The organism is Actinomyces sp. zg-332 (assembly GCF_011751945.2).
In the GTDB taxonomy this organism is placed as follows: domain Bacteria; phylum Actinomycetota; class Actinomycetes; order Actinomycetales; family Actinomycetaceae; genus ZJ293.
Window position 1 is genome coordinate 85230 of sequence record NZ_CP064951.1, and the last position, 21845, is coordinate 107074.

The window sequence follows — 21845 nt, forward strand, 5'->3', positions numbered from 1 at the left end:
ATCTGAACGAATAACAGATTTGCTAGAACATCTAAACTTATAGATGGGAATCTGTATAATTTACGTATGTGAAGCCACTAGAAATATCTAGTGGCTTCACACATTTTAAACATGCCACATTAACTAAATAAAGACGAGATGTAAATTTAAGAATGAAGTAAATAATTCAATGCTTACAGGGAACTATTTTTGATTTTAAACTTATTTTGTAGATATTGATGAGTATCTATTTTATATAGCTTGTATGTTATTTGATACGAATTTACTTTTAGTTATACTTATTTGGCTTATTTGAAACAGATAAGTTACTTACGTTTTATATTTCAGTAATTTGATAATTGCTGGTTACGATATGATGTGAAGTAAATTATCAGATAGATAAACTATTTTTTAGTCAAAGCACCATCCATTTTATTATTTAATTCACTCAGTAATGTAATGATATATAACATTGTTATAACAAAGTTTTTCCGTTTAGTGTTTTCTGGAATAAATCAAAGGTATTTTATTATTTAAAATTTACTTGTTTCATCATTTTTGATTCGGTAGAGTAGTAACGGTAAACATTGTGACAATAAACACATTACAATGGAGTAATAATGACAAAATACGTTTACGACTTCTCGGAAGGGAATAAAGATCTCAAAGATTTACTAGGTGGCAAAGGCGCTAACTTAGCAGAAATGACAAATCTAGGGATACCAGTACCTCCAGGATTCACAATAACTACTCATGCTTGCAGACAATTTTTAAAGAATAATAAATCTCCTCAAGAATTGGACATACAAGTAACTACTCATTTACGTAAGTTAGAGGAAAGACTTGGTAAATACCTAGGGGCTGAAAACAATCCATTACTAGTATCGGTTCGTTCAGGTGCTAAGTTCTCAATGCCTGGAATGATGGAAACTGTATTAAATATTGGATTGTCTGATAAGTCTGTTGTAGGTTTAGCAAAGGCATCTAATGATGAACGTTTTGCATGGGACTCCTACAGGCGACTTATACAAATGTTTGGTAAAACAGTTTTGGATATAGATGGTGACTTATATTCAGATATTCTAGATGACCTTAAAGAAGAAAAAGGTTACAAGAGTGATACAGAATTAACTGTTGAAGATTTGAAGAAGCTAGTCCAAGAATTCAAGAGAATTACTAAAGAAAATGCTGGTATAGATTTTCCTCAGAACCCAAGAGTTCAGCTTGATATGGCGATAGAGGCTGTATTTAAGTCATGGAATACTGAAAGAGCAATACTATATCGTCGTCGTGAGAAAATTCCAAATGATTTGGGAACAGCAGTAAATATTTGCACAATGGTATTTGGTAACATGGGTGAAGACTCTGGCACAGGTGTGTGTTTTACTCGTGACCCAGCCACAGGTAAAACTGGTGTTTACGGCGACTACTTGATGAACGCACAAGGTGAGGATGTAGTTGCTGGAATTAGAAACACTTTACCTCTATCAGCGTTAAAAGAGACAAATACACAGTGCTATGAAGAGCTTTTGCAGATTATCCACAAACTGGAAACTCACTATCGTGATTTGTGTGATATAGAGTTTACAATTGAAAAAGGTAAGCTATGGATGTTGCAAACTCGTGTTGGAAAGCGTACTGCTGCTGCAGCTTTCAAAGTTGCAACACAGCTAGTGGACGAGAAGTTAATTACTCAAGATGAAGCTTTGATGCGTGTAAATGGAGCATTTTTGACACAGCTAATGTTCCCTCAGTTTGACTCAAACTCCAAACCACGTCTGCTGACTCGTGCGATGCCTGCATCTCCTGGTGCTGCTGTAGGTGAAATAGTCTTTGATAATGAAGAGGCAATAGAGCGTACAAAAGCTGGAGCTAAGGTAATCTTGGTGCGCCGTGAGACTAATCCTGACGATTTGCCTGGTATGGTAGCAGCTCAAGGTGTTTTGACAGCTAGAGGTGGTAAAACTTCTCATGCTGCTGTAGTGGCTCGTGGTATGGGTAAGACTTGTGTATGCGGTGCTGAAAGCTTAAAAATTGATGTAAATAAAAAGACTCTTTCAGTAGGTGATGTTGTTCTAACATCGGGTGACACCATTGCTATAGACGGAACTACTGGTGAAGTTTTCCTAGGAGAAGTACCTGTTGTAGATTCAGCTGTTACAACTTACTTGCGTAAGGGGTTAGAGGCTGGACTCGAGAGTGCAAAATCTGAGGATACAAGAGAACTAGTCAAGTGCGTTGACCGGTTGTTACGTCACGCTGATAAAGTTCGTTCTTTAGGTGTAAGAGCAAATGCTGATACTCCTTTAGATTCAAGCAGAGCTCTAGAATTTGGAGCTGAAGGTATTGGGTTATGCCGTACAGAACATATGTTTTTGGGTGAACGTAGAGCGTTGATTGAGCGTGTAATTCTGTCTGATGAGAATTCTCGTGAACGCGAAGAAGCGTTATCAGCTTTGTTACCTTTGCAGAAAGCTGATTTCATAAATATGTTCAAAATTATGGATAGCAAGCCAGTTACTGTGCGTTTGATTGATCCACCTTTACACGAATTTTTACCTGATTTGGTTACTTTAGAAGTGAAAGTAGCTTTAAATAATGAACGTGGAATAGTGGACGAAAATGACAATCGCATGCTTGAAGCTGTCAGAAAGATGCATGAAGCTAATCCTATGCTTGGTTTACGTGGTGTGCGTTTAGGCTTAGTTGTACGAGGATTATTTGAGTTACAAATTCAAGCTATTGTTGAGGCTTGCGTGCATTTACGCAAAGAAGGATACAATCCTATGCCTGAAATTATGGTGCCTCTAGTTGGATCTGTGCGTGAATTACAAATTGTTCGTCAACGTGCTGAAAAAATTATAAATACTGTTAGCGTTGAAAATAAGATAAAACTAAGTATTCCTATTGGTTGTATGGTTGAACTGCCACGAGCTGCAGTCACAAGTGAATATTTAGCTGAAGAAGCTGATTTCTTTAGCTTCGGTACTAATGACTTGACTCAAACAACTTGGGGATTCAGCCGCGACGATGTGGAGAGCATATTCTTCCAAGACTATGTTGACTATGGTGTATTTGGGGTTTCTCCTTTTGAAACTATTGATTTCAATGGAGTTGGAAGAATGGTTAAACTCGGTGTTGAAGGTGGACGTAAAACTAATCCTAAGATAAAGATGGGTGTTTGTGGTGAACATGGTGGTGACCCAGAATCTATCGATTTCTTTAACTCTGTAGGGTTGAATTATGTTTCTTGCTCACCATTTAGAGTGCCTATTGCTCGACTAGAAGCAGGTAGAGCAGCTGTTTTGCATAAGAAGTAATTCCGATAATAGTTACTAAATGTACAATCTTATTTTGTCCCTTGGTAAAACAGGGGACAAAATGCTTTAACACGTTTTAAAAGAAGTCATGTAGAGCTATTGCTACATTTTTTAAACACAGCTTAGCAATATGATAGAATTTGTTTTATTTTTGAAGTAGGTTCTATTTATTATCTTATATTTTTAGAATTATAACTGTTCGTATAGTTTTTACTCTTTAAGGTATTGTTTGAGCTATTTATTACAAATAATAATATTTTGCGGAGTTATAATCTTTCTTAGAAATTTTCACTTTTCGTTTTATTGTTTAGATAGATGTTTTAAGAAAGAACAAGCTAGCATGAGAGAAAACTTAAGTAGAAGCTAATAACATGTAAGTTTAGTATAAGTGGCGAAATAAGTATTTATTCTTTATTACTAAATTACTAAGAATACTGTATGAAACAATTCTTTTATATGAAGTAAAAAACTTTTAGAAGTAAGGTACAAAACACGAAGTTTTTTAAAAAAGTATTGGTGGAGAGGGTTTTTCTCCACCAATACTTTGAATGTGATTTTATATGGTACTAGCGTTTTCTTCTTCGAACTTTTCAAGTTCATCTAGTTTTTCAGTAGCTAGTTCTAGTTCTTGTTTTGCACGGTCACCCATGGATAGTTTGTCGACGATCAATGCTATAGCACCGTCACCTGTTACGTTACATGCTGTACCGAATGAGTCGATTGCAATATATGTTGCAATCATGAAAGCTGTCATAGCTTCGTTGAAACCTAGCATACTCTGTAGCAAACCTATTGCTGTAACGATAGCTCCACCTGGAACACCTGGTGCTGCTACCATTGTGATAGCTAGCATGAACATAAAGCCTATGAAATGAGGTACAGTTACGTGCATGCCGGATATGTACATTACGGTTAGTGAGAATGCTGTGATTTTCATCATTGATCCAGCTAAGTGGATTGTTGCACACAATGGGATTACAAAGTTTGTAACTTCTGGGCTAACACCGTTCTTCTTTGTTTGTTCTACAGTAACTGGAATTGTTGCTGCTGATGAAGATGTACCTAGAGCTGTGAAATATGCTGGTAACATGTTCTTTAGTGCTACTAGAGGATTCTTTCTTGATATTAGTCCAGCAACTCCGTATTGCAATAGCAGTAGTACGATGTGCAGTACGAATACTAGTATGATTACTTTTAATGTTGTTGCGATAACACTTGCAGCTTGTCCTGTTGCTGTTATGTTTAGGAAGATTCCGAAAATGTGGAGTGGTAGTAGAGGGATAATAACCTTGCGGATAACACTCATTATGATATCGCGGAAACCATCGAATCCTTCTGAAAGTGAATTATTCTTTACATAAGCTAGTCCAATACCAATAATGAAAGATACTAGTAATGCACTCATTACGCCAAATAGTGGTGGCATTTCGATTTTAAAGTATGCTTCTAGCATATGTTCTTCGGGATTGGATAAAGCAGCTAGGCCACTGTTTGCTTCTAATAATCTTGGGAAGGAAACCAAGCAGACTAAGTAAGTCATGAAACCTGAGAAAATTGTAGATGTGTATGCAATCGCTGTAGTGAAAAATAGCCATTTACCACTTGATTTTCCTAGACCAGACAAACCTGGGATAACTAATCCAATAATGATTAGGGGTACGATGAATGATAAAAAGTTGCCAAATAGGCCATTAAATGTTACGAATACTTGGGAAAGTTGGTCAGGGAAGAATTGTCCACAGACTATTCCAAGCGTAATTGCTACTAACACCCTAAACAGGAGGTTATGAAATATCTTTTTCATTGTTTTCCTTAAGTTTCTAAATTTTCTCATGCGGTGAGATTTTGTAATCTCTTTGCAAAATTAGTACTCTATATAATCACACTTTTTACTGAAAATATAAATATATTCTCACTATTTGGAATATTATAAAAAACAAAAGATTTAAAGTTTCGAAAACTGTTGAATTTTCAACAAATAAAAAAATAACATATTTCATTATTTGGACAAAAAGTGTACTTAATTGCTTTTATAAATAGTTTATTGCTATGCCCCAAACGTAAATAAGAAAGGAAAAGGTATTGAAAATAAGTCCGATTCGAGCTTTTCTATATCCTTGCCTAAAATGTGAGTAAGGTGCTTTTAAAGCGGAAATAGATAAAATAATTCCTAAAACACTTAAAGATAAGAAAACGAGAGGAATAAAAGTATAAAGAAAGTGGGTATCCCCATCTAAAATAATCAATAAAATAAATAAAAATGCAAATAGGCTAACAAAGTTTACAATACCTGTAACGAAAGAAAATTTAGAATATTTAACAAAAGGTATTGGAGGAGCGTTATATCCAGATTTAGCAAAAACAATATTAGGATTAACTAACTCAGAGTTAGGAAAGTCACTAGTTTGGTAATCTTGTGCGTTAATTTTATAACTATCAAAGAAGAGCGAATCGTCTAGAAATAAAAAATCTGCATAATCTATCGAAGAATTAGAATTTAGGTTTGAAAACCTTTCATGTGTATTGAAATTCTCAGAATTAAAATTTGTCATGCTAGCTCCTTTGTATAAGTAAACTATACGGTTAATAATTCTTATAAACAAATGTATTAGCTTTTTCTGTGAATATATGTTATTATGGTATCCCGAGTGGTGAGCAAAAGCACACTCGGATTTTTTGTGTCAACTAGCCCGATGAGGCTAAACTGTCGGGTCAGTCCCGACTTTTTTTATGTCCGAGAGTCCAACTGTTTCCCCGCAATAAACAGAAGTCTTACAAGCGGAGAGAAGTGAATTAAATGTTCCAAGCTTTCAAATGGAAACTACACGGCGACGGAAAAACAATTAGTCCCGGTGCAGTAGTACACCCACACGAACGACTAACATGGCCACGTACCATTGGTATTGGTGCCCAACACGTTATCGCAATGTTCGGTGCAACATTCCTAGTACCATTGTTGACAGGTTTCCCACCATCAACAACACTATTCTTTACATCTATTGGTACAATTTTGTTCTTGCTTATTACAGCAGGAAAACTTCCATCTTACCTAGGCTCATCATTCGCATTAATTGCTCCTATCGTAGCAGTCAGCGAGTCGCTTGGTCAGTCATACGCACTAGGTGGCGTAGTAATGGTCGGCGCCACTTTGATGCTTATCGGTATTATTGTTCATTTTGCTGGAGCAGCATGGATTGATGTGGTAATGCCACCAGTAGTTACAGGTGCAATTGTTTCCTTAATTGGATTCAACCTAGCACCAGCTGCTTGGAATAACTTCAAAGCTTCACCAATAACAGCAACAATAACCTTAGTATCAATAATCCTAATCACCGTTATTTTCAAAGGTATAATTGGTCGTCTATCAATTCTAATTGGTGTACTAATTGGTTATATATCAGCAATAGCTTTCGATGAAGTGAAGTTCGATGCAATCAATAAAGCTGCATGGTTCGGTCTACCAGACTTTACAACACCACAGTTTGATATTTCTGTTATCGGCTTATTCGTACCAGTTGTGCTAGTTCTAATTGCTGAAAACGTAGGACACGTAAAGTCAGTGTCAGCAATGACAGGAGCTAACCTTGATGGTATAACAGGTCGAGCATTGTTCGCTGACGGTATTTCAACAGTGTTTGCAGGCTGTGGTGGTGGTAGTGGTACTACTACTTATGCTGAAAACATCGGTGTTATGGCAGCAACTCGCGTTTACTCAACAGCTGCTTATGTGGTAGCCTCAGCAGTTGCTCTATTACTATCTCTAATGCCAAAGTTTGGTGCTTTGATTGCTACAATTCCTGCAGGTGTTCTAGGTGGCGCAGCAACAATTCTATACGGCATGATCGGTATGCTAGGTGTACGTATTTGGGTACAGAATAAGGTTGATTTCTCTAATCCAGTCAACTTGAATACTGCAGCAGTTTCAATGATTATTGCTATCGCTAACTTCGTTTGGGTAGCTGGAGAAATTCGTTTCGAAGGTATCGCACTAGGTTCAGCAGCAGCAATCATCGTCTACCATGTAATGAACACTCTATCTAAGATTTGTGGAACAAGCATTGAAGCTGCTTCCCCAGCATCCGCACCAGCTGGTACAGAGCTTGAAGGTGAAGCATATTCTAAGTATCATGCTGTCACTGGAGAGAACTCTTCAGAAAGCGCTGGAAAATGTGGTACAGACTGTGGATGTGACAAGTCTTAAGAACTAGATATTTAGCTCTAATATTTATCCTAGCTGGAGGGACAACTCTGGCTAGGATATTTTTATGTAATCCTTGTGTCTATTTTTACATTTAAATTACATTTAGATTTAACTTATACTTTTATTCATTTTCTGGTATATAAGTGTGCACATATTTTATTTATTTATGGAAAACAAATAAAAATACAATGTCATAAAAGATAGTATTATAAAAGCAGTATTATAAAACTAGTGTGATAAAAATTTTCAATAATGGCTTCATAAAACGTTACTAAATTCGTCAATCATTCGTCAGTATACGGTTACTCTTTGCATAGTAAAATTTCTATATTCAGTTCGATAAGTTATTCAGTCATGATGATTAAAAGTAACTAACATATTCCAAAAATATTTATAAACATAAAGCTTTATATATGAAATAGTAACAAGTTAATATAAATTTAAAAACTTCAAATAACAGTTTTACATATTTGCTGAAGTATATTTGTACACCAAAATTTAGTATGTGAAGTTTTCTATCATTTATAGAAAACCATGCAAGTATTTAGGTTATAAAAAGAAAAGTGACTACGAATCTATACGATTTATAGCCACTTTCTAAAAATAAATTATCTTATAGGAGGAATGGAAGTTTCATTCTCATCTTCTGTATTTTCCTGAGATAAATTGCCTTCATGGAAAGCAGGTGCTGCATTTTCACGCTCATTTATTTGATCAATTATTGTTTGTTTTAAAGTATTTGGTTCTTCGCGTAGTGATGCATGCATAGACATTTCAATAAATCCTGGAGGACCGCCAGGTCTGTCAATTTTAGTCTCAAGTTCTGGGAATTTATCATATCCATGTAGATAAAGTACAGTCGTGTTTACGAATGCAATAACTGGAATAACAAATAAAGCACCGATTATTCCCATTAGGTATGTAGCAGCTGTAACAGATATTAGTACCGCTAGAGGATGTAAACTCACTGAAGATGACATGATTAGTGGTTGAAGTAAATTACCTTCAACTTGCTGAACAATCAATATTATTACAAACATAATAATTGCACTAGTTATGCCGTTGTTTACAAATGCTACTAGAACAGCAATAGATCCAGAGAATAAGGCACCTACAATTGGTATGAAAGATCCTAAGAATACGAGTACCGTTAGAGGAATTGCTAAAGGAACTCCAATTAAGTAAGCTCCAAATCCAATTGATAGGGCATCAACAGCAGCAATGATGATTTGTGCACGAACATAAGAACTTAATGTAATCCATCCGCGAATAGCTGCCTCATGGACTGGTACGCGAGCTGAACTTGGGAAAAGTCTTACAGTCCAATACCAAATTTGACGGCCATCTTTTAGGAAGAAGAATACGGCAAATAAACTCAATAAAGTACCAGCTAAGAAAGTGGCAACTGACGATGTTATAGAAATAGCACTCGAATAAGCTGTGCCGATTAGCCCTGTGATATATGAGTTTATCTCATTATTGAAGTTGTGTAAGTAACTTTGTACTTGCGTATCATTTACGTGGAGATATTGTTTTAGTGATTCAGTTATCCACAAAATTGCTTGATTTAAACCTTTATTAGCTTGGGTAACCAAATCTCCCATGCCGTATACAATTTGTGAACTAGCAATGTAAATCATTCCAAAGATTAGTATTATGCCGAAAATTAACGAAACAGTACAAGCTAAAACCCTAGGAAAATGTAACTTTTTTTCAAGAAAATTGAACATTGGAAATAAAGTCACAGTCAACAGGAGAGAAACAAATATAGGAACGATAACTATTTTTATTTGCAAGAGACCGTATAAGACAACTACGACTACTAATCCAACTATTAGCAATCGCCATGACCAAGCAGCAGCAACTCTCAAGTTCCAAGCTACATAGTCTTGTGCATCATCTTTTGTGAAAGGTGAGTCATTAAAATAAAAATTTTCTTCTGCAGGCTTTTGTGAAGAAACTTTATGTTTTTTTATAGGATTAACTATCCTAGAAAACCATGATTCACGGGTATTTTGATTTTCCAACTCAACCCCTATCTCGCGTAATTGAATTGCTAGTAATTATAACAAATTTAGAGCCTTTAGTTTTAAATACTGATAAACTAGTGGTGAATAGCTTCTATAAATAATATTATTACTATAACCTATTCATCGTAGAATAAACTTCACATTTAGGAATAACGTGGAAAATCCGAATACTCAGTCACCTGTATTTGCAGATAGCTATGAAGCAAATAGAAATAAGGCTTATAAAGTAACTCTTATTTCGAAAATTGCTGCCGTACTAAGTATCATTTTTGGCGTATCATTAATATTTGCTAGTGGCATTATTCCTATTCCTTTTGGTATTGGTTTTTCAAAAGCTCCAATAGTTTTGGAAAATGGTGATATTCCTTGTTTACCTGAAGAAAATATGAAGTTTGTTGACTTGAAGAAAATAAAAGTTAGTGTTTTAAATTCAACTAATAAAGTCGGTCTTGCTGGTGCTACTGCTAAAGCTCTGAAAAATGCTGGAGTTAATGTTTTATTAGTTGGTAATACTGAGAGAAAAATTGATTCAGAAGTAAATATAAAAACTAATGCTAAAGATGTAGTAAAGGCTTATACTTTGGCAAGATTGTTTCAGAGTGCAAAAATTACTTATTCTAGTAACTTGAAAAATATAGAAGTTATTTTAGGCGAAAGTTTTTCTAATATATTAGATGAGTCACAAATAAAACGAACTCTACAAACACCTTTAGTTAGTTCTAAAAGGTGTATTACTGGTCAAGTATAAAGTTTAGTGTAACTTATCATATTTATCTGTAGGTACAAAAATATTTGAAATTTTGGATTTGAGTACAGTTTTAAGCACTTTGGATTGCTTACAAATCATATTAGTTTAAAAACAACAGTAAGGTATCAATGATTAATTGATACCTTGTTAGTGTATAAGAAATGCTATGTTAATTCGCTTTAATTGGAACTACTCTTCAGCAAATATTAAGCTTTCGTTATAATTTAGTTCTTTTAGTATTGTATTACCATCTTCAATGCTTATCTGGTTTGATTTTTTTAGATAGGTAACTTTATCTTTTTGTATCTGTATAGCTTCAGCTTTTATCTCTTTGAGTTCTTCTTCATATGATTCATCTAAGACAAAGATACTAAAATACGTTACTGCAAAGTTTTTATAAACATCTGAAACAATATCGGCAGCTAATGAATTCTTAGAATTACGCATGCTTTCTATATGTTCTAATGCTATTAGATTTATGTGTGACTGTATTTCGGGTAGTAGGCATCTTACGTGTTCTACTTCTTCATAGAGTTTTTGTCTTAAAACCATAGGGTCAGCTTTTGAGAATCTTCCTTTAAGATAGCTTTTTGCTCCCAGCCTCTTGAAATAGTTTGCTTTAAAATTGATTTTAACCATTAAAATTATCTGCTGTAGTACTGAATAGTTTAATAATTTAGTTCTACGTAGTTGCATAAGCTGTATGACAGCAATGGTTGCTTTACTTAAATTGTGTTCTTCTTTCCATTTTTTAATTTGCGCATTTTCAGCGTGCAAAACATCTTTATGTATTCTATGAATTTCGCGATGTAGATAGTTAGGATTCTTAGAAACCATTACTTGTTGTGCCTGCAAGTTTTTTATAACGATTGCAGTAGCTATCTGTCTTTTGACATTAGAACCGTCATGGTAATGTTTTTTGAGTTTAGATACTGCTTGATTAATTATGCGTTCGCGTATTGATCTAATTTCTAGATACTCTTCTTGGTCTTCCTTTTTTAAAGCTAGAGGTATGAAAATAATACCTATTAAAATACTTAGAAGTACAACTCCGCTCGCAATATATAAAATTGTGCTACGCAATGGGAATAGTTCACCACTACTTAAATATACGGGTATTAGTAAACCTGCAGCCATTGTCACAGTGCCATGTATGCCACCCAAAGCTGCTATTAGTGAGTATCTGAAACGAGAATACCCCTCTGTATCTTTTTTTCTTTGGATGAATGTTTTTATAATCTTTTTAGTTGATGTAAAAGTGTGGGCTTGGAAACTATTATAGAAAACGTAAACGTATACAAAACGAGTAAGCATTAATGCTAGTGTTGTGAATAAAATGTAGAGGGTTAATAATCCAATATTTAACTCTGTTTTCCTCATAATGTCGATAAATGCTTCGGGTAAAATGTAGCCTAACATGACAAAAACACAACCGTTTAATACATAACAAAGTGTGTCTTGGCTAGCATCGATTAACAGTGAAGTTTTGCTATCTAAAGAATCGTGTTGATATAAATCCTTTTCTAAGTTGTAAACAAAACCTGTTACTACAACAGCAACAATTCCTGAAACAGTTAAGTATTCTGCTACATAGTAAATAAATATAGGCGTTATCATTTGAAATATGACAAGCACATTCGATTCGTCGCCAACTAGTAGTCCTATAAACTTCTTTATAAACACTAGAATTACACCGAACATTAATCCCAATGCAGCTCCACCTAAAGAGACAAGTGTAAAATCTTGAGCGGCTTTGGTGAGAGAAAAAGTATTAGTTAATATAGCACCTAAAGCTATGTTGAATGACACCAAGCCGGCAGCGTCATTCAATAGTGATTCACCTTCAAGAATAGGCATTAGACCTTTAGGTAACTTAGCCCCTCTAACGATAGATTTAACGGCAATGGCATCAGTTGGAGATAATATAGCTGCTAAGGCGAAACAGGTTGCCCAAGGCATTGCTGGGATTAGGAAATAGATAACGCTACCTACGATTACTACACTAAATAGTACAAGTCCTACAGCCATTAAAAGAATAGGTTTTCTATACACCCATAAGTTTGTACGTGAAGATTTATAGGCATCATTGTATAAAAGAGGTGCTACTACGAATAACAGAAAAGTTTCAGAGTTGAAATTAAAATCAACAGGAATTGGGGAATAAACTAGGAGTGCTCCAAAAATTATTTGAAATAAAGCTGCTGGAATTCTTTGAAATTTATTGCTAAAAATAGTTCCTAGAATTACTACAGATACAAATATTAGTACTGTTGTTAGAAAGTGCATCGTTTCCCTTACCTTGAGTTCTTTCGTCAGTGTCATTAGCTCTAGAGTGAAGCGTGCAACCATTTGGATGCTAATATTTGATAATCGAGTGACGATTATTCATAAACTAAAAATGATTTACCAATATATATCGAATTTGTAAATATTTGGTAACAAACTTCAAATGTATACTCGAATAGATAAACGTATCGAAATACACAAGATAATTATAATATAAATTACTGAATAATTTGAATAGTATTTCTGTTTTGTGGATAAAGTAATTGCTTTAGTTTTATTTTATAGACTTAGTGTATCAATCAAAATTATTTGCTTTAGTAAAAGTGACATTGATAATAAGTAGATATTTAAAACAGGAAACCACCAAAACTTACTTAGCAAGTAAATAAAATAAGAGCCAATAGTGGCGGAGAATGGGGGATTCGAACCCCCGAGGGCTTGCACCCAACACGCTTTCCAAGCGTGCGCCATAGGCCACTAGGCGAATTCTCCAACAACAAGTAATAATTGTATGAAAAAAAGATAGATAACGCAAACAAGGTTATGAAAATTTTGAAAATTTTAATTAATGTATGTATCATTATTGGTAGCTCCATGCGTGGCGTTATCTTATGAACCTCCCCAGGGTAGGAATACAGCAAGGATAAATAGGCTCTGACGGGTACGTGTGGAGTCTTTTATATTTTAAATAGATTATTTTAATTAAATAAAAATCTTAAAATTTTAGATGCACAATTAGATACTATAAACAGTATAATTAACCTATTAGATACGGATAGGTGAAAAATGACTCAAGCAATTTATCGCAGATACAGACCGCAAACATTCGATCAAGTTATAGGTCAAGAACAAGTTACAGAACCTCTTAAGAACGCTTTGAAATCTGGTCGTGTAAACCATGCTTATCTTTTTTCTGGTCCTCGTGGCTGTGGTAAAACAACTAGTGCCAGAATTATGGCTAGATGCTTGAACTGTGAACAAGGTCCTACCGATACTCCTTGTGAGGTTTGCCCTTCATGCGTTGAACTATCTGTAAATGGTAGTGGGTCATTAGATGTTGTAGAAATTGACGCTGCTAGTCATAATGGGGTTGATGATGCTAGGGCTCTGAGGGAAAATGCTTTTTTTGCACCAGTGCGTGATCGGTATAAAATTTTTATCCTAGACGAAGCCCATATGGTTACAACTCAGGGATTTAACGCATTGCTAAAATTGGTTGAAGAACCACCTGAACACGTAAAATTCATTTTTGCTACGACCGAACCTGAAAAAGTTATAACTACAATTAGATCTAGAACACATCATTATCCTTTTAGATTAGTAGCTCCACAAACCTTACGTAATTTCCTATCTCATGTTTGCGATTTGGAAAATGTTCAATACGATAATTCAGTTATAAGCCTAATAGTTAGAGCTGGAGCTGGTAGTGTTCGCGATAGCTTGTCTATTTTGGATCAGATTATTGCTGGTTCTGAAGATAATGTATTAGACTACGAAAAAACGCGTCATTTATTGGGATATACTGATACGGCAATGCTTGACGCAATAGTGGAGTCTTTTGCTGCCAAAGATGGAGCTGTTGTATACGAAATAGTTGAAAAAATAGTGGATTCTGGTCAAGATCCTCGAAGATTTGTTGAAGATTTATTGCAGAAAATAAGAGACTTAATTCTCATTTACATAGCTGGTGTTAACTCTAAAAATATTCTTTCAACTTATAGTGATGAACAATTAAATAGAATGTATAAGCAGGCTAAAGGCTGGGGAATAGATAACTTAAACGATGCTGCCCAGCGTTGTGTTGAAGCTTTGAGTGAAATGGTTGGTGCTACATCAGCTAGAATTCACCTCGAACTTTTGTGTGCGAGAATAATTGTTCCAGCTTTGAGTGGTTCTAATACAGTTAACTTAGAACTAAATCAGACTACAAATGCTGCTTTGCGTACTGGTAATGATACGGTATCAAATCCTAGAAATGATACCTATGTGAGTATAGTTGAAAATGCTGATAAATCAACTATTAGCAGGGGTGTAAATTCTGATGCGCGTAATCAAAGTGTGGAAGCTTTAAATTCTGTAGCTAATCCTAATGACAACTCTAATATTGTAGTTAGTGATAAGGGCTTAGCTGAGACGATAGATATACCTAAGTCTGTACTCGAAGACTCAAATTTATCAGTACAAGCTCATGTTAATGACGATGAGTTTAACACTCTTGCAAAAACTAAAAAACCGGGGGATTTGCTCGCACCTGCTAATTTTGGTAAGCCTATAGTTATGCCGGAGAAAATTCCAGATGTGGAAGCTGTGCAAGAGCAAAGAGAAGAGCAGTTGTCAAACCAATACTTATCAAATCCAAATTTGGCTGAGCCTACAGGTGAAAAGCTTCAAAAACCTCTTTCTTCTTCACAATTATCAGAAACAGACTCAACTCATAGCTTTGACAATACGAATACAGTTGAGTCTCAAATTCAAGCAAGTGATAAAGCAACAGACTTTACCCAAGACTTTGACACTAACCAGCCTTATGAAGAATTTGTAGCAACGAATAATGTAGATTCGTATAATCAGCAAAGTGTTACAGCAAAATCTGAGCTGGAAGAAAATCTTCCAAAGACTACTCAAGGAAATTTGCCTAGCAACATAGGTAATGTACAAAGCGATTTAATTCGTTTGCGTTGGGAAGAAATACTTGAAAAAATCAAGAACACTAAGAAATCAACTTGGACTTTAATATCTAGAAATGCTCAGCCGGGAGCTTATGACGGAAAAACTTTACATTTGCATTTCGACACGAAAGCTTTGGCTGGAATGTTTTCCTCAGGTCCACATATCCAAGTAACTATACAGTCTATACATGACATATTAGGGATAAATGTTCAGATTAATCCCACTGATGAAGCAGTAGATTTGCAAAATGCACAGGGCTTATCTGATGTAAAAGTTACACAAACTGGTGTAACAGCAACAACTGGAGCTGGTGGAACTGTAAATTTTACTGAGCAAAACTCTGCGAATAATAGGCAGAGTTTAGTGGAAGAAGCTGAAAGAAGTTTTCAGACACAGCCCTATAGCCAGAGCAATTCTTCAGCTAATTTCAGGGTTCAGCATTCTAGCTCACCAAACTTGCCAAATAACGCTATACAAAGCGTAGAAGAATTTGAGCCTACTGTTGAAGTGTTTGCTGAAAATGGTAGTTTTGATAGAGTTTCAGCAAAATCTCAGCCACACTACCCTAACGATGCTGGTAGCTCAGCTGGAGTGGTCACTAGTGAGACAGCTACTAACAGCAACCTTGAGACTAAATCTGTAGCGACTTTTTCCGCTCAACAAGAACAGAGTGTAGGATTTTCTGAGCAAACATTTGCTGATACAAATAGCAGTTTTACGCAAACTTCTGAAGAAAATGTTTCACGAAAAGATAGCGTTCAATCACAAAATCAAAATGTAGCTATTCCTGAGCAAACTGGCAATGAAACGACCTATGAAGATAGCTTCTTTAATGATGATGAAAATTATGAAGATGACTTCTACACGGACGAAATGCTAGTAGATAATTACGCTGGAGAAGAAAATAATAATGTGAATCACGGCGAAAATGCCACTACAAATCTAAAAGCTAATGCTGACAACGATATTGATAATCCTACGAATACTCTAAATACGAGTGAAAATGCTCAAGTAGATACATCTACTCAACTAAAGTCAGGTGAACAAAATCTTGATAACATTCAGTCTAAACCACTAGATATAGCAAGTATTCAGAGCATGTTAAACGCTAAAATAGAAGATGCTGAGTAGAATTTAAAATAAGAACTCCTTAAAACCGAAAGCAGGGATAAGTAAAATAATGTATGAGAATGCTTTACAAACTCTAATTGACGAGCTTGGACAGTTACCAGGAGTTGGACCTAAAAGTGCACAACGCATGGCATTGCATATTTTACAAGCTGAAGAAGAATATATTGAGGCACTACTACTTGCGATTAAAGAAGTCAAAGAGAAAATTGTGTTTTGTGAAATATGTGGAAACTTGGCTTCAGATAAACTATGTGGAATTTGTGCAAATCCTAAACGTGATAAAACTGTAATATGTGTTGTTGAAGAAGCAAAAGATATTATGGCAATCGAAAAGACTCGTAGTTATAGAGGTGTATACCATGTATTGGGTGGCGTTCTTGACTTGATGAATGGTATAGGTCCAAACGAACTTAGAATTGCTCAGTTACTCAGCAGACTATCTGATACAAGCATTGAAGAAGTAATTATTGCTACAAACCCTAATACTTTAGGAGAAGCAACGGCAACTTATATTGCCAGAACACTGCATGCACTAGAGATAAAAACTTCACGTCTAGCATCAGGACTACCAATGGGATCTGATCTAGAGTATGCTGATGAAATAACTATTGGTAAAGCTTTTGAGGGGCGTCGATCGATTTAAAAATGAGTTATCTACCACCTGACCCTTTGGAAAAAGACAGTCAGAGCCAAGTTAGACACGATATTTTTTACAGGGTATTACGAAGGCTACGTATGGTTGACCCTGGGCTAATAACTACAAAATTATTTTTCACTTCATTGCTTCTTACCAGTATTCTTTACGCTGTACCAATTACTATTTTCTTACTGAATGGTATCCCTCTAAAATTTACTTTCCTTTCAGCTGGTGCATACGTTTTTTTGCAGATACCAATTTTTTATAGGTACAAAAAGAAAGATGTAGCTACAGGATGGCTTACTGCGATACCAGTAGTCATAATTGTAAGTCTCATTGCTTACAGTTTTTATCAATATAAATATTTGACGATAGTTTTATACATACTATGTATGTGTATGCCGGTAATATTGCCTAAATATTTTGTGTCTAAAGGTAGAGTAATTGGTGTTAGCATGATGAACGCTTATCTAAACTCTATGCTTAACGGGCCAATTTTAGATAAAAACCCTCAGTACTTATACGTAATATATGCTTGTTCAATTACTTCTGTACTAATAGTTGCTCTAGTTTCTTACATTATTGTTTCAGATCCTATGACAAAAGTAGTTGCAGTCAGGAAATCGCTAGGGGCAATTGCTCAAGGGTTTAGCCAATTATATGCAAATAGTGAATTACCTATAGATATAAAAATAAAAAAAGCTAAAAAACTTTCGTCACATTTTCATAACTGTGCAATATCAATTGATGCCGTGTTACAAGCAGCCCCAGAAATACCTAGAGATTTAGCGCAAAGTTACCATCGTTCAGTCTTTGATGAGGACCAAGTTATCTCTGCTTTAGCTGATAGTATTGACGAAGATTTGACATACTTTGAAGAACGTTACTATTGGAATGAATTTTGTAAATGCAGGGTAATGCAAAATGAAATAGCTAAGAAAATAGACGAATGTATACTTGAAAAGCAAAATGAGAAAAAAATACGTAATGTAGGGAATATAAGAGAATATTTTTCAAAGCTCTCAAGAAAATCTAAACAGCAAAACATTGTTACTCAAAATACAGAGGAAGCGTTTAACATCAACGTTAATTACTCTGATTTAAAAGCTACACCAACAATGACTATTGCTGATATTGCAGCAAAAACTAATAATTTTTCTAAGTTATCTATGGATTTACGTACCCGCAATTTTATGCAAGGACTTATAGCTATAACACTTTCTTCTGTTGTAGGGTACATGATAAATGATAGATATTTTTACTTTGCCTCTTTAGGTGCTTATGCTCTATTGCTGGGTTCTTCAACTACAGCTGATAAATGGCGTAAAATGAAGAAACGTATTTTTGGTACGCTTTTGGGGGCGATAATAGGATTTGGCTCATATTGGCTTATCAGCATAATTTTCAGTTTCTTGACTGACCACATACTTCAGCTGTTACCAGTAATGGTACTGCTAATTATCTATATATCTTTGGCTGTGTCTTTGATTAGAGTTGACTATATTTATTGTGTGATATTCGTAACTGCTATGATTGTTCAAATCTACAGCATTTTACATGCTTCTGTATACACTCTAGTAATAGATAGAGTTATTGAAAATACCCTAGGAGCACTTATAGGTGTAGTTGTTGCATTTGTTGTTTTCCCAGTGAATTCGAATAAAGCGGTCAATAAAGGGTTGAATATCCTATCAGTAAATTTGCGTAAAGAAATATTGTCTTTGAAAGAAATTTGGATAAATAAAACTTATGATGAAAAGCTGACTCAGTTGGCTCGTGAAAGTGAAAACATAAAAGAAGGACTAAATGAGCTTAGCGATATAATGGTGAAAACTCCTTGGGGTAAAGATTCTCGTAGCTCAATGTCCAAAGTAATATCTAGTATTAATTCATTAATTTACTATATGAGTAATGCTGTTTCTCACACCGTATTTGTTTATGAACTACGTAAAAAAATGCCAAAATTGACAGAAGAACAGGTCTTGGCTCTAGAGGAAACGTTTAAGGTGCTAGACGCAGGTGCTCAACTTTTAGGATTAGAAGTTACTCAAAGAAATAAACATATTTGGCCAGACTATGACAAAACTTTAAAAATACTATCCAAGGCTTTTGATAACTATTCAGTTTTAGATTCCTCTATTTCTGTTACACGTAGTCAACCTGATAATTGGCATGTAGAGTATTTCTTTGCTAAAGATTTATCTAGTGTTTTGAAATCTATGCACAATTTACATTCAAAGTTATTGGAAAACTAAGTTTTATTATTAAGATTTCTTAATCTCTTCCTATACTGCTTATTTTTTAATATAGAATAGTGGTAGCAAATAAATAATTAGGGAAATGATAAAGATGATTCTTTCAGATATTGATATTAAGAAGAATGTTACTAGTGGTGAAATTGTTCTGGAACCTTATGATGAAAAAATGGTCCAACCTGCAAGTATTGATGTGCGTTTAGATAGGTTTTTTCGTCTTTTCAATAATCATCAATGTAGTGTTATTGATCCTGCTGCTCCGCAACCTGAATTAACTAGATTGGTTGATGCTGGCTCAGAACCTTTTGTTTTACACCCAGGCGAGTTTGTGTTGGGGTCTACTTATGAAAAAGTTAGTTTAGGTGCTGGAATAGCTGCAAGGCTTGAGGGTAAATCATCTTTAGGACGTCTTGGTCTTATTACACACTCTACTGCTGGATTTGTCGATCCAGGCTTTTCTGGACATGTTACTTTGGAGCTAACTAATATAGCTAATTTACCTATTTTACTTTATCCAGGTATGAAAATTGGACAGCTTTGTTTCTTCCAAATGTCATCCCCTTGCCAAGCCCCTTATGGACAGGGAGCTATCGGTTCTCGTTATCAAGGTCAACGTGGACCAACTCCTTCACGTTCATATCTTGGTTTCAGTAGAGTTGAGGTAGAAGATTACATTTCGTAACAGCTTTGAATATTCATTTGAATGGATACGAAATGCTGAATTACTAAAGCATGAGCTAATTGTGTGAGTTAGTAGTAGTGCCTTAGTATGAATACCTGTAGGTAGTTTGTGAGAGGTATGTATGAAATATAGTAAACAAACTAACTATGGCAAGCGTAATCGTGGGAGGTTGCGAGCCGTTGATAACACAGTGCGTGCTGATTTATCGAAACAGTATTTAAACGGAGACTATACTCTCGCTCAGCCTAAAAATGATAGGTTATCTACTTCGTATACCAAAGCTATTAAAAGCGTATTTATGGCTGATTTTCTAGAAAAATCTTCACATGATAGTGCTGATGTAAATGCTGAAAATGGTCTTATATCTGGAAAGATATTTGAAAAGAAAAACGCGTTTAAAGGTGCTGAGTATTCTGCTAAAGACAATGTTGCTTCTCGGAAAGCCCAGCACACTTTGGATCGACTTGATGATAGAACTGAAGCTATTATTTTTGATAGTGATACAACTATGCATTTTGCTAAGGTGCAGGCACCACAAGTTCAGGTAAAAAGTATCAGGAATATTTCCGCTCCTGAAGAAGTAAATGAAGAGTACATATTAGGTAAGCATTTACTCCTTGTAGACGCTAAGTACAGTTCTAAGTTAGCAGGTTTGTTTAAAACTCTTTTACCAAGTTCATATATAACTAATTTTGCTGATATTCATCTTTTCAAGTCTAATGATATTGATGTAATTTTGCGTGGGCCTTTTGTGTTGTCCAAGTCTTTGTCTGAAAAGCTACACATAGATTTTGACTCACCTGATTCTAAAAAAATACATATATGGGTTTTTGATTGTCCTAAAGTTAGAGACACTTTTTCTAATTTACAATTCGATGATTTTCTGAAGAAAGATCCCTATGTTTTAGCTTTTGGTTTTCCTCCTCCGGAAGGGGCTGAGCTGGAGGGCTTGGAATTTTTATCTAAGGTTGCACGACAAGTAAATGGGAAAATATTGTCCTCTGATACGGGGAGCTTGTTCAATACTTATAAACCAGAACTTAGTTTTGTATGGCGTGTGAATAAAATATTAGCTCCTAATTTTATTTCTAGTGTTTTATCAGAAGTTTTTGGGCACACTAATACTAGTTTTAATGCAAATCCACCTAAGGTTTTTGAAACTAATTTTTCAGACATATTATTGAAAGATATAGAGTCCGTGCTTGAGGAAAACGATTCTACTATTTTGAGAAATCTACGCACGAGTCGTATTGATTTATCTAGCTATACTTACTTGTTCAGGCGTTTAATGTGGAACTATTTTGAAGGTAGTTTTGCTGACTCTTACTATAAAAATTTATCTGACAAACTTCAAAATGCTGGTGAAGGTAATGCTGATAAAGAAGTAAGTACTGAAAATGCTCTATTTAAAGGGCGATCAAAAAAAATAACTAAAGATTGGGTTAGTGGCTACAGTTTTGTAACAGATTTTGGTTTTTCTTCTATTGTTGAAGTTGCAACGTCAGGCAACGTAGATATTGATTATAGAAAATCTGATAGTATTAGTTCCACTGATTCAGACTCAGCTCTAGTGTTTGAGTACGTTTTTAAATGGTTACCTAAAGACTTATCTATGCTAGAACAAGAACTATTGCCTAGTGTTGTACGTGAACAGAAGTTAGCGTTAGTTTTACTTCAATGTTTAGCTATGAAATTACAAACTAAGTATGGGGGAGTTCTCCTAAACTCAGATTCTCTTCCTTTGTTATCCTTCTAAAATTTGCACTTATCTACCCAATATTTCCTAAAGTTTATTTTCAAGAGTTTTATAGTGAAATTATAATCGGATACATAGATACTTACGTATTTCTAAGCAATGCGAATTAGCTAAACATTTTATTTACACACCTTTAAATAATAAGGGGTT

Annotated in this window: 12 protein-coding genes, 1 tRNA gene and 1 other RNA gene; 9 read left to right on the plus strand and 5 right to left on the minus strand. The window is 35.0% G+C overall.

The window, feature by feature from the left end:
• Positions 1-599: 599 nt before the first annotated feature.
• Positions 600-3299 (plus strand): pyruvate, phosphate dikinase, encoded by a 2700-nt coding sequence (ppdK, locus tag HCQ94_RS00340; protein ID WP_166982747.1) that lies wholly within the window; start codon positions 600-602, stop codon positions 3297-3299.
• Positions 3300-3855: 556 nt separating this feature from the next.
• Here the strand turns inward: ppdK and HCQ94_RS00345 are convergent.
• Complete coding sequence (locus HCQ94_RS00345; protein ID WP_166982749.1) at positions 3856-5103, minus strand: dicarboxylate/amino acid:cation symporter; 1248 nt, start codon at positions 5101-5103, stop codon at positions 3856-3858.
• A 226-nt stretch (positions 5104-5329) separates the two neighbouring features.
• Positions 5330-5851 carry a hypothetical protein gene (locus HCQ94_RS00350; RefSeq protein ID WP_166978076.1) on the minus strand — a complete coding sequence of 174 codons (522 nt, stop codon included), beginning with the start codon at positions 5849-5851 and terminating at the stop codon, positions 5330-5332.
• Between the two features lie 245 nt (positions 5852-6096).
• Here HCQ94_RS00350 and HCQ94_RS00355 point away from each other — a divergent pair, with 245 nt between their 5' ends.
• Complete coding sequence (locus HCQ94_RS00355; RefSeq protein ID WP_166982751.1) at positions 6097-7500, plus strand: uracil-xanthine permease family protein; 1404 nt, start codon at positions 6097-6099, stop codon at positions 7498-7500.
• A gap of 608 nt (positions 7501-8108) precedes the next feature.
• On the opposite strand, the gene HCQ94_RS00360 is transcribed toward HCQ94_RS00355, so the two are convergent.
• A complete protein-coding gene (locus tag HCQ94_RS00360; protein WP_166978072.1) occupies positions 8109-9527 on the minus strand; it encodes an AI-2E family transporter in 1419 nt (472 codons plus the stop codon).
• Positions 9528-9684: 157 nt separating this feature from the next.
• Here HCQ94_RS00360 and HCQ94_RS00365 point away from each other — a divergent pair, with 157 nt between their 5' ends.
• Positions 9685-10278 (plus strand): LytR C-terminal domain-containing protein, encoded by a 594-nt coding sequence (locus HCQ94_RS00365; RefSeq protein ID WP_166982753.1) that lies wholly within the window; start codon positions 9685-9687, stop codon positions 10276-10278.
• Between the two features lie 189 nt (positions 10279-10467).
• Here the strand turns inward: HCQ94_RS00365 and HCQ94_RS00370 are convergent, their stop codons facing one another.
• Together HCQ94_RS00370 and HCQ94_RS00375 are read right to left on the minus strand one after the other, a co-directional pair.
• Positions 10468-12564 (minus strand): cation:proton antiporter domain-containing protein, encoded by a 2097-nt coding sequence (locus tag HCQ94_RS00370; RefSeq protein WP_166982755.1) that lies wholly within the window; start codon positions 12562-12564, stop codon positions 10468-10470.
• Between the two features lie 404 nt (positions 12565-12968).
• Positions 12969-13056 (minus strand) — tRNA-Ser (locus HCQ94_RS00375).
• Positions 13057-13149: 93 nt separating this feature from the next.
• On the opposite strand from HCQ94_RS00375, the gene ffs reads away from it, so the two are divergent.
• The 6 genes from ffs to HCQ94_RS00405 all read left to right on the plus strand — a co-directional run bounded on the left by ffs (position 13150) and on the right by HCQ94_RS00405 (position 21695).
• Positions 13150-13245, plus strand: an RNA gene (ffs, locus tag HCQ94_RS00380) — signal recognition particle sRNA small type.
• Between the two features lie 105 nt (positions 13246-13350).
• The gene (locus HCQ94_RS00385) at positions 13351-16365 is read left to right on the plus strand and encodes a DNA polymerase III subunit gamma and tau (protein ID WP_166982757.1); all 3015 of its coding nucleotides are present in this window, start codon (positions 13351-13353) and stop codon (positions 16363-16365) included.
• A 49-nt stretch (positions 16366-16414) separates the two neighbouring features.
• Complete coding sequence (gene recR / locus HCQ94_RS00390) at positions 16415-17008, plus strand: recombination mediator RecR (protein ID WP_166978065.1); 594 nt, start codon at positions 16415-16417, stop codon at positions 17006-17008.
• A gap of 2 nt (positions 17009-17010) precedes the next feature.
• Positions 17011-19257 (plus strand): FUSC family protein, encoded by a 2247-nt coding sequence (locus tag HCQ94_RS00395; RefSeq protein WP_166978063.1) that lies wholly within the window; start codon positions 17011-17013, stop codon positions 19255-19257.
• A gap of 94 nt (positions 19258-19351) precedes the next feature.
• The gene (dcd, locus tag HCQ94_RS00400; protein ID WP_166978618.1) at positions 19352-19939 is read left to right on the plus strand and encodes a dCTP deaminase; all 588 of its coding nucleotides are present in this window, start codon (positions 19352-19354) and stop codon (positions 19937-19939) included.
• 121 nt (positions 19940-20060) lie between these two features.
• Positions 20061-21695 (plus strand): hypothetical protein, encoded by a 1635-nt coding sequence (locus HCQ94_RS00405; RefSeq protein WP_166982759.1) that lies wholly within the window; start codon positions 20061-20063, stop codon positions 21693-21695.
• Positions 21696-21845: the final 150 nt, after the last annotated feature.

Coding starts and splice junctions, on each gene's coding strand:
- ppdK (WP_166982747.1), top strand. CDS start 600: ATGACAAAATACGTTTACGACTTCTCGGAAGGGAATAAAGATCTCAAA.
- HCQ94_RS00345 (WP_166982749.1), bottom strand. CDS start 5,103: ATGAAAAAGATATTTCATAACCTCCTGTTTAGGGTGTTAGTAGCAATT.
- HCQ94_RS00350 (WP_166978076.1), bottom strand. CDS start 5,851: ATGACAAATTTTAATTCTGAGAATTTCAATACACATGAAAGGTTTTCA.
- HCQ94_RS00355 (WP_166982751.1), top strand. CDS start 6,097: ATGTTCCAAGCTTTCAAATGGAAACTACACGGCGACGGAAAAACAATT.
- HCQ94_RS00370 (WP_166982755.1), bottom strand. CDS start 12,564: ATGCACTTTCTAACAACAGTACTAATATTTGTATCTGTAGTAATTCTA.
- HCQ94_RS00385 (WP_166982757.1), top strand. CDS start 13,351: ATGACTCAAGCAATTTATCGCAGATACAGACCGCAAACATTCGATCAA.
- recR (WP_166978065.1), top strand. CDS start 16,415: ATGTATGAGAATGCTTTACAAACTCTAATTGACGAGCTTGGACAGTTA.
- HCQ94_RS00395 (WP_166978063.1), top strand. CDS start 17,011: ATGAGTTATCTACCACCTGACCCTTTGGAAAAAGACAGTCAGAGCCAA.
- dcd (WP_166978618.1), top strand. CDS start 19,352: ATGATTCTTTCAGATATTGATATTAAGAAGAATGTTACTAGTGGTGAA.
- HCQ94_RS00405 (WP_166982759.1), top strand. CDS start 20,061: ATGAAATATAGTAAACAAACTAACTATGGCAAGCGTAATCGTGGGAGG.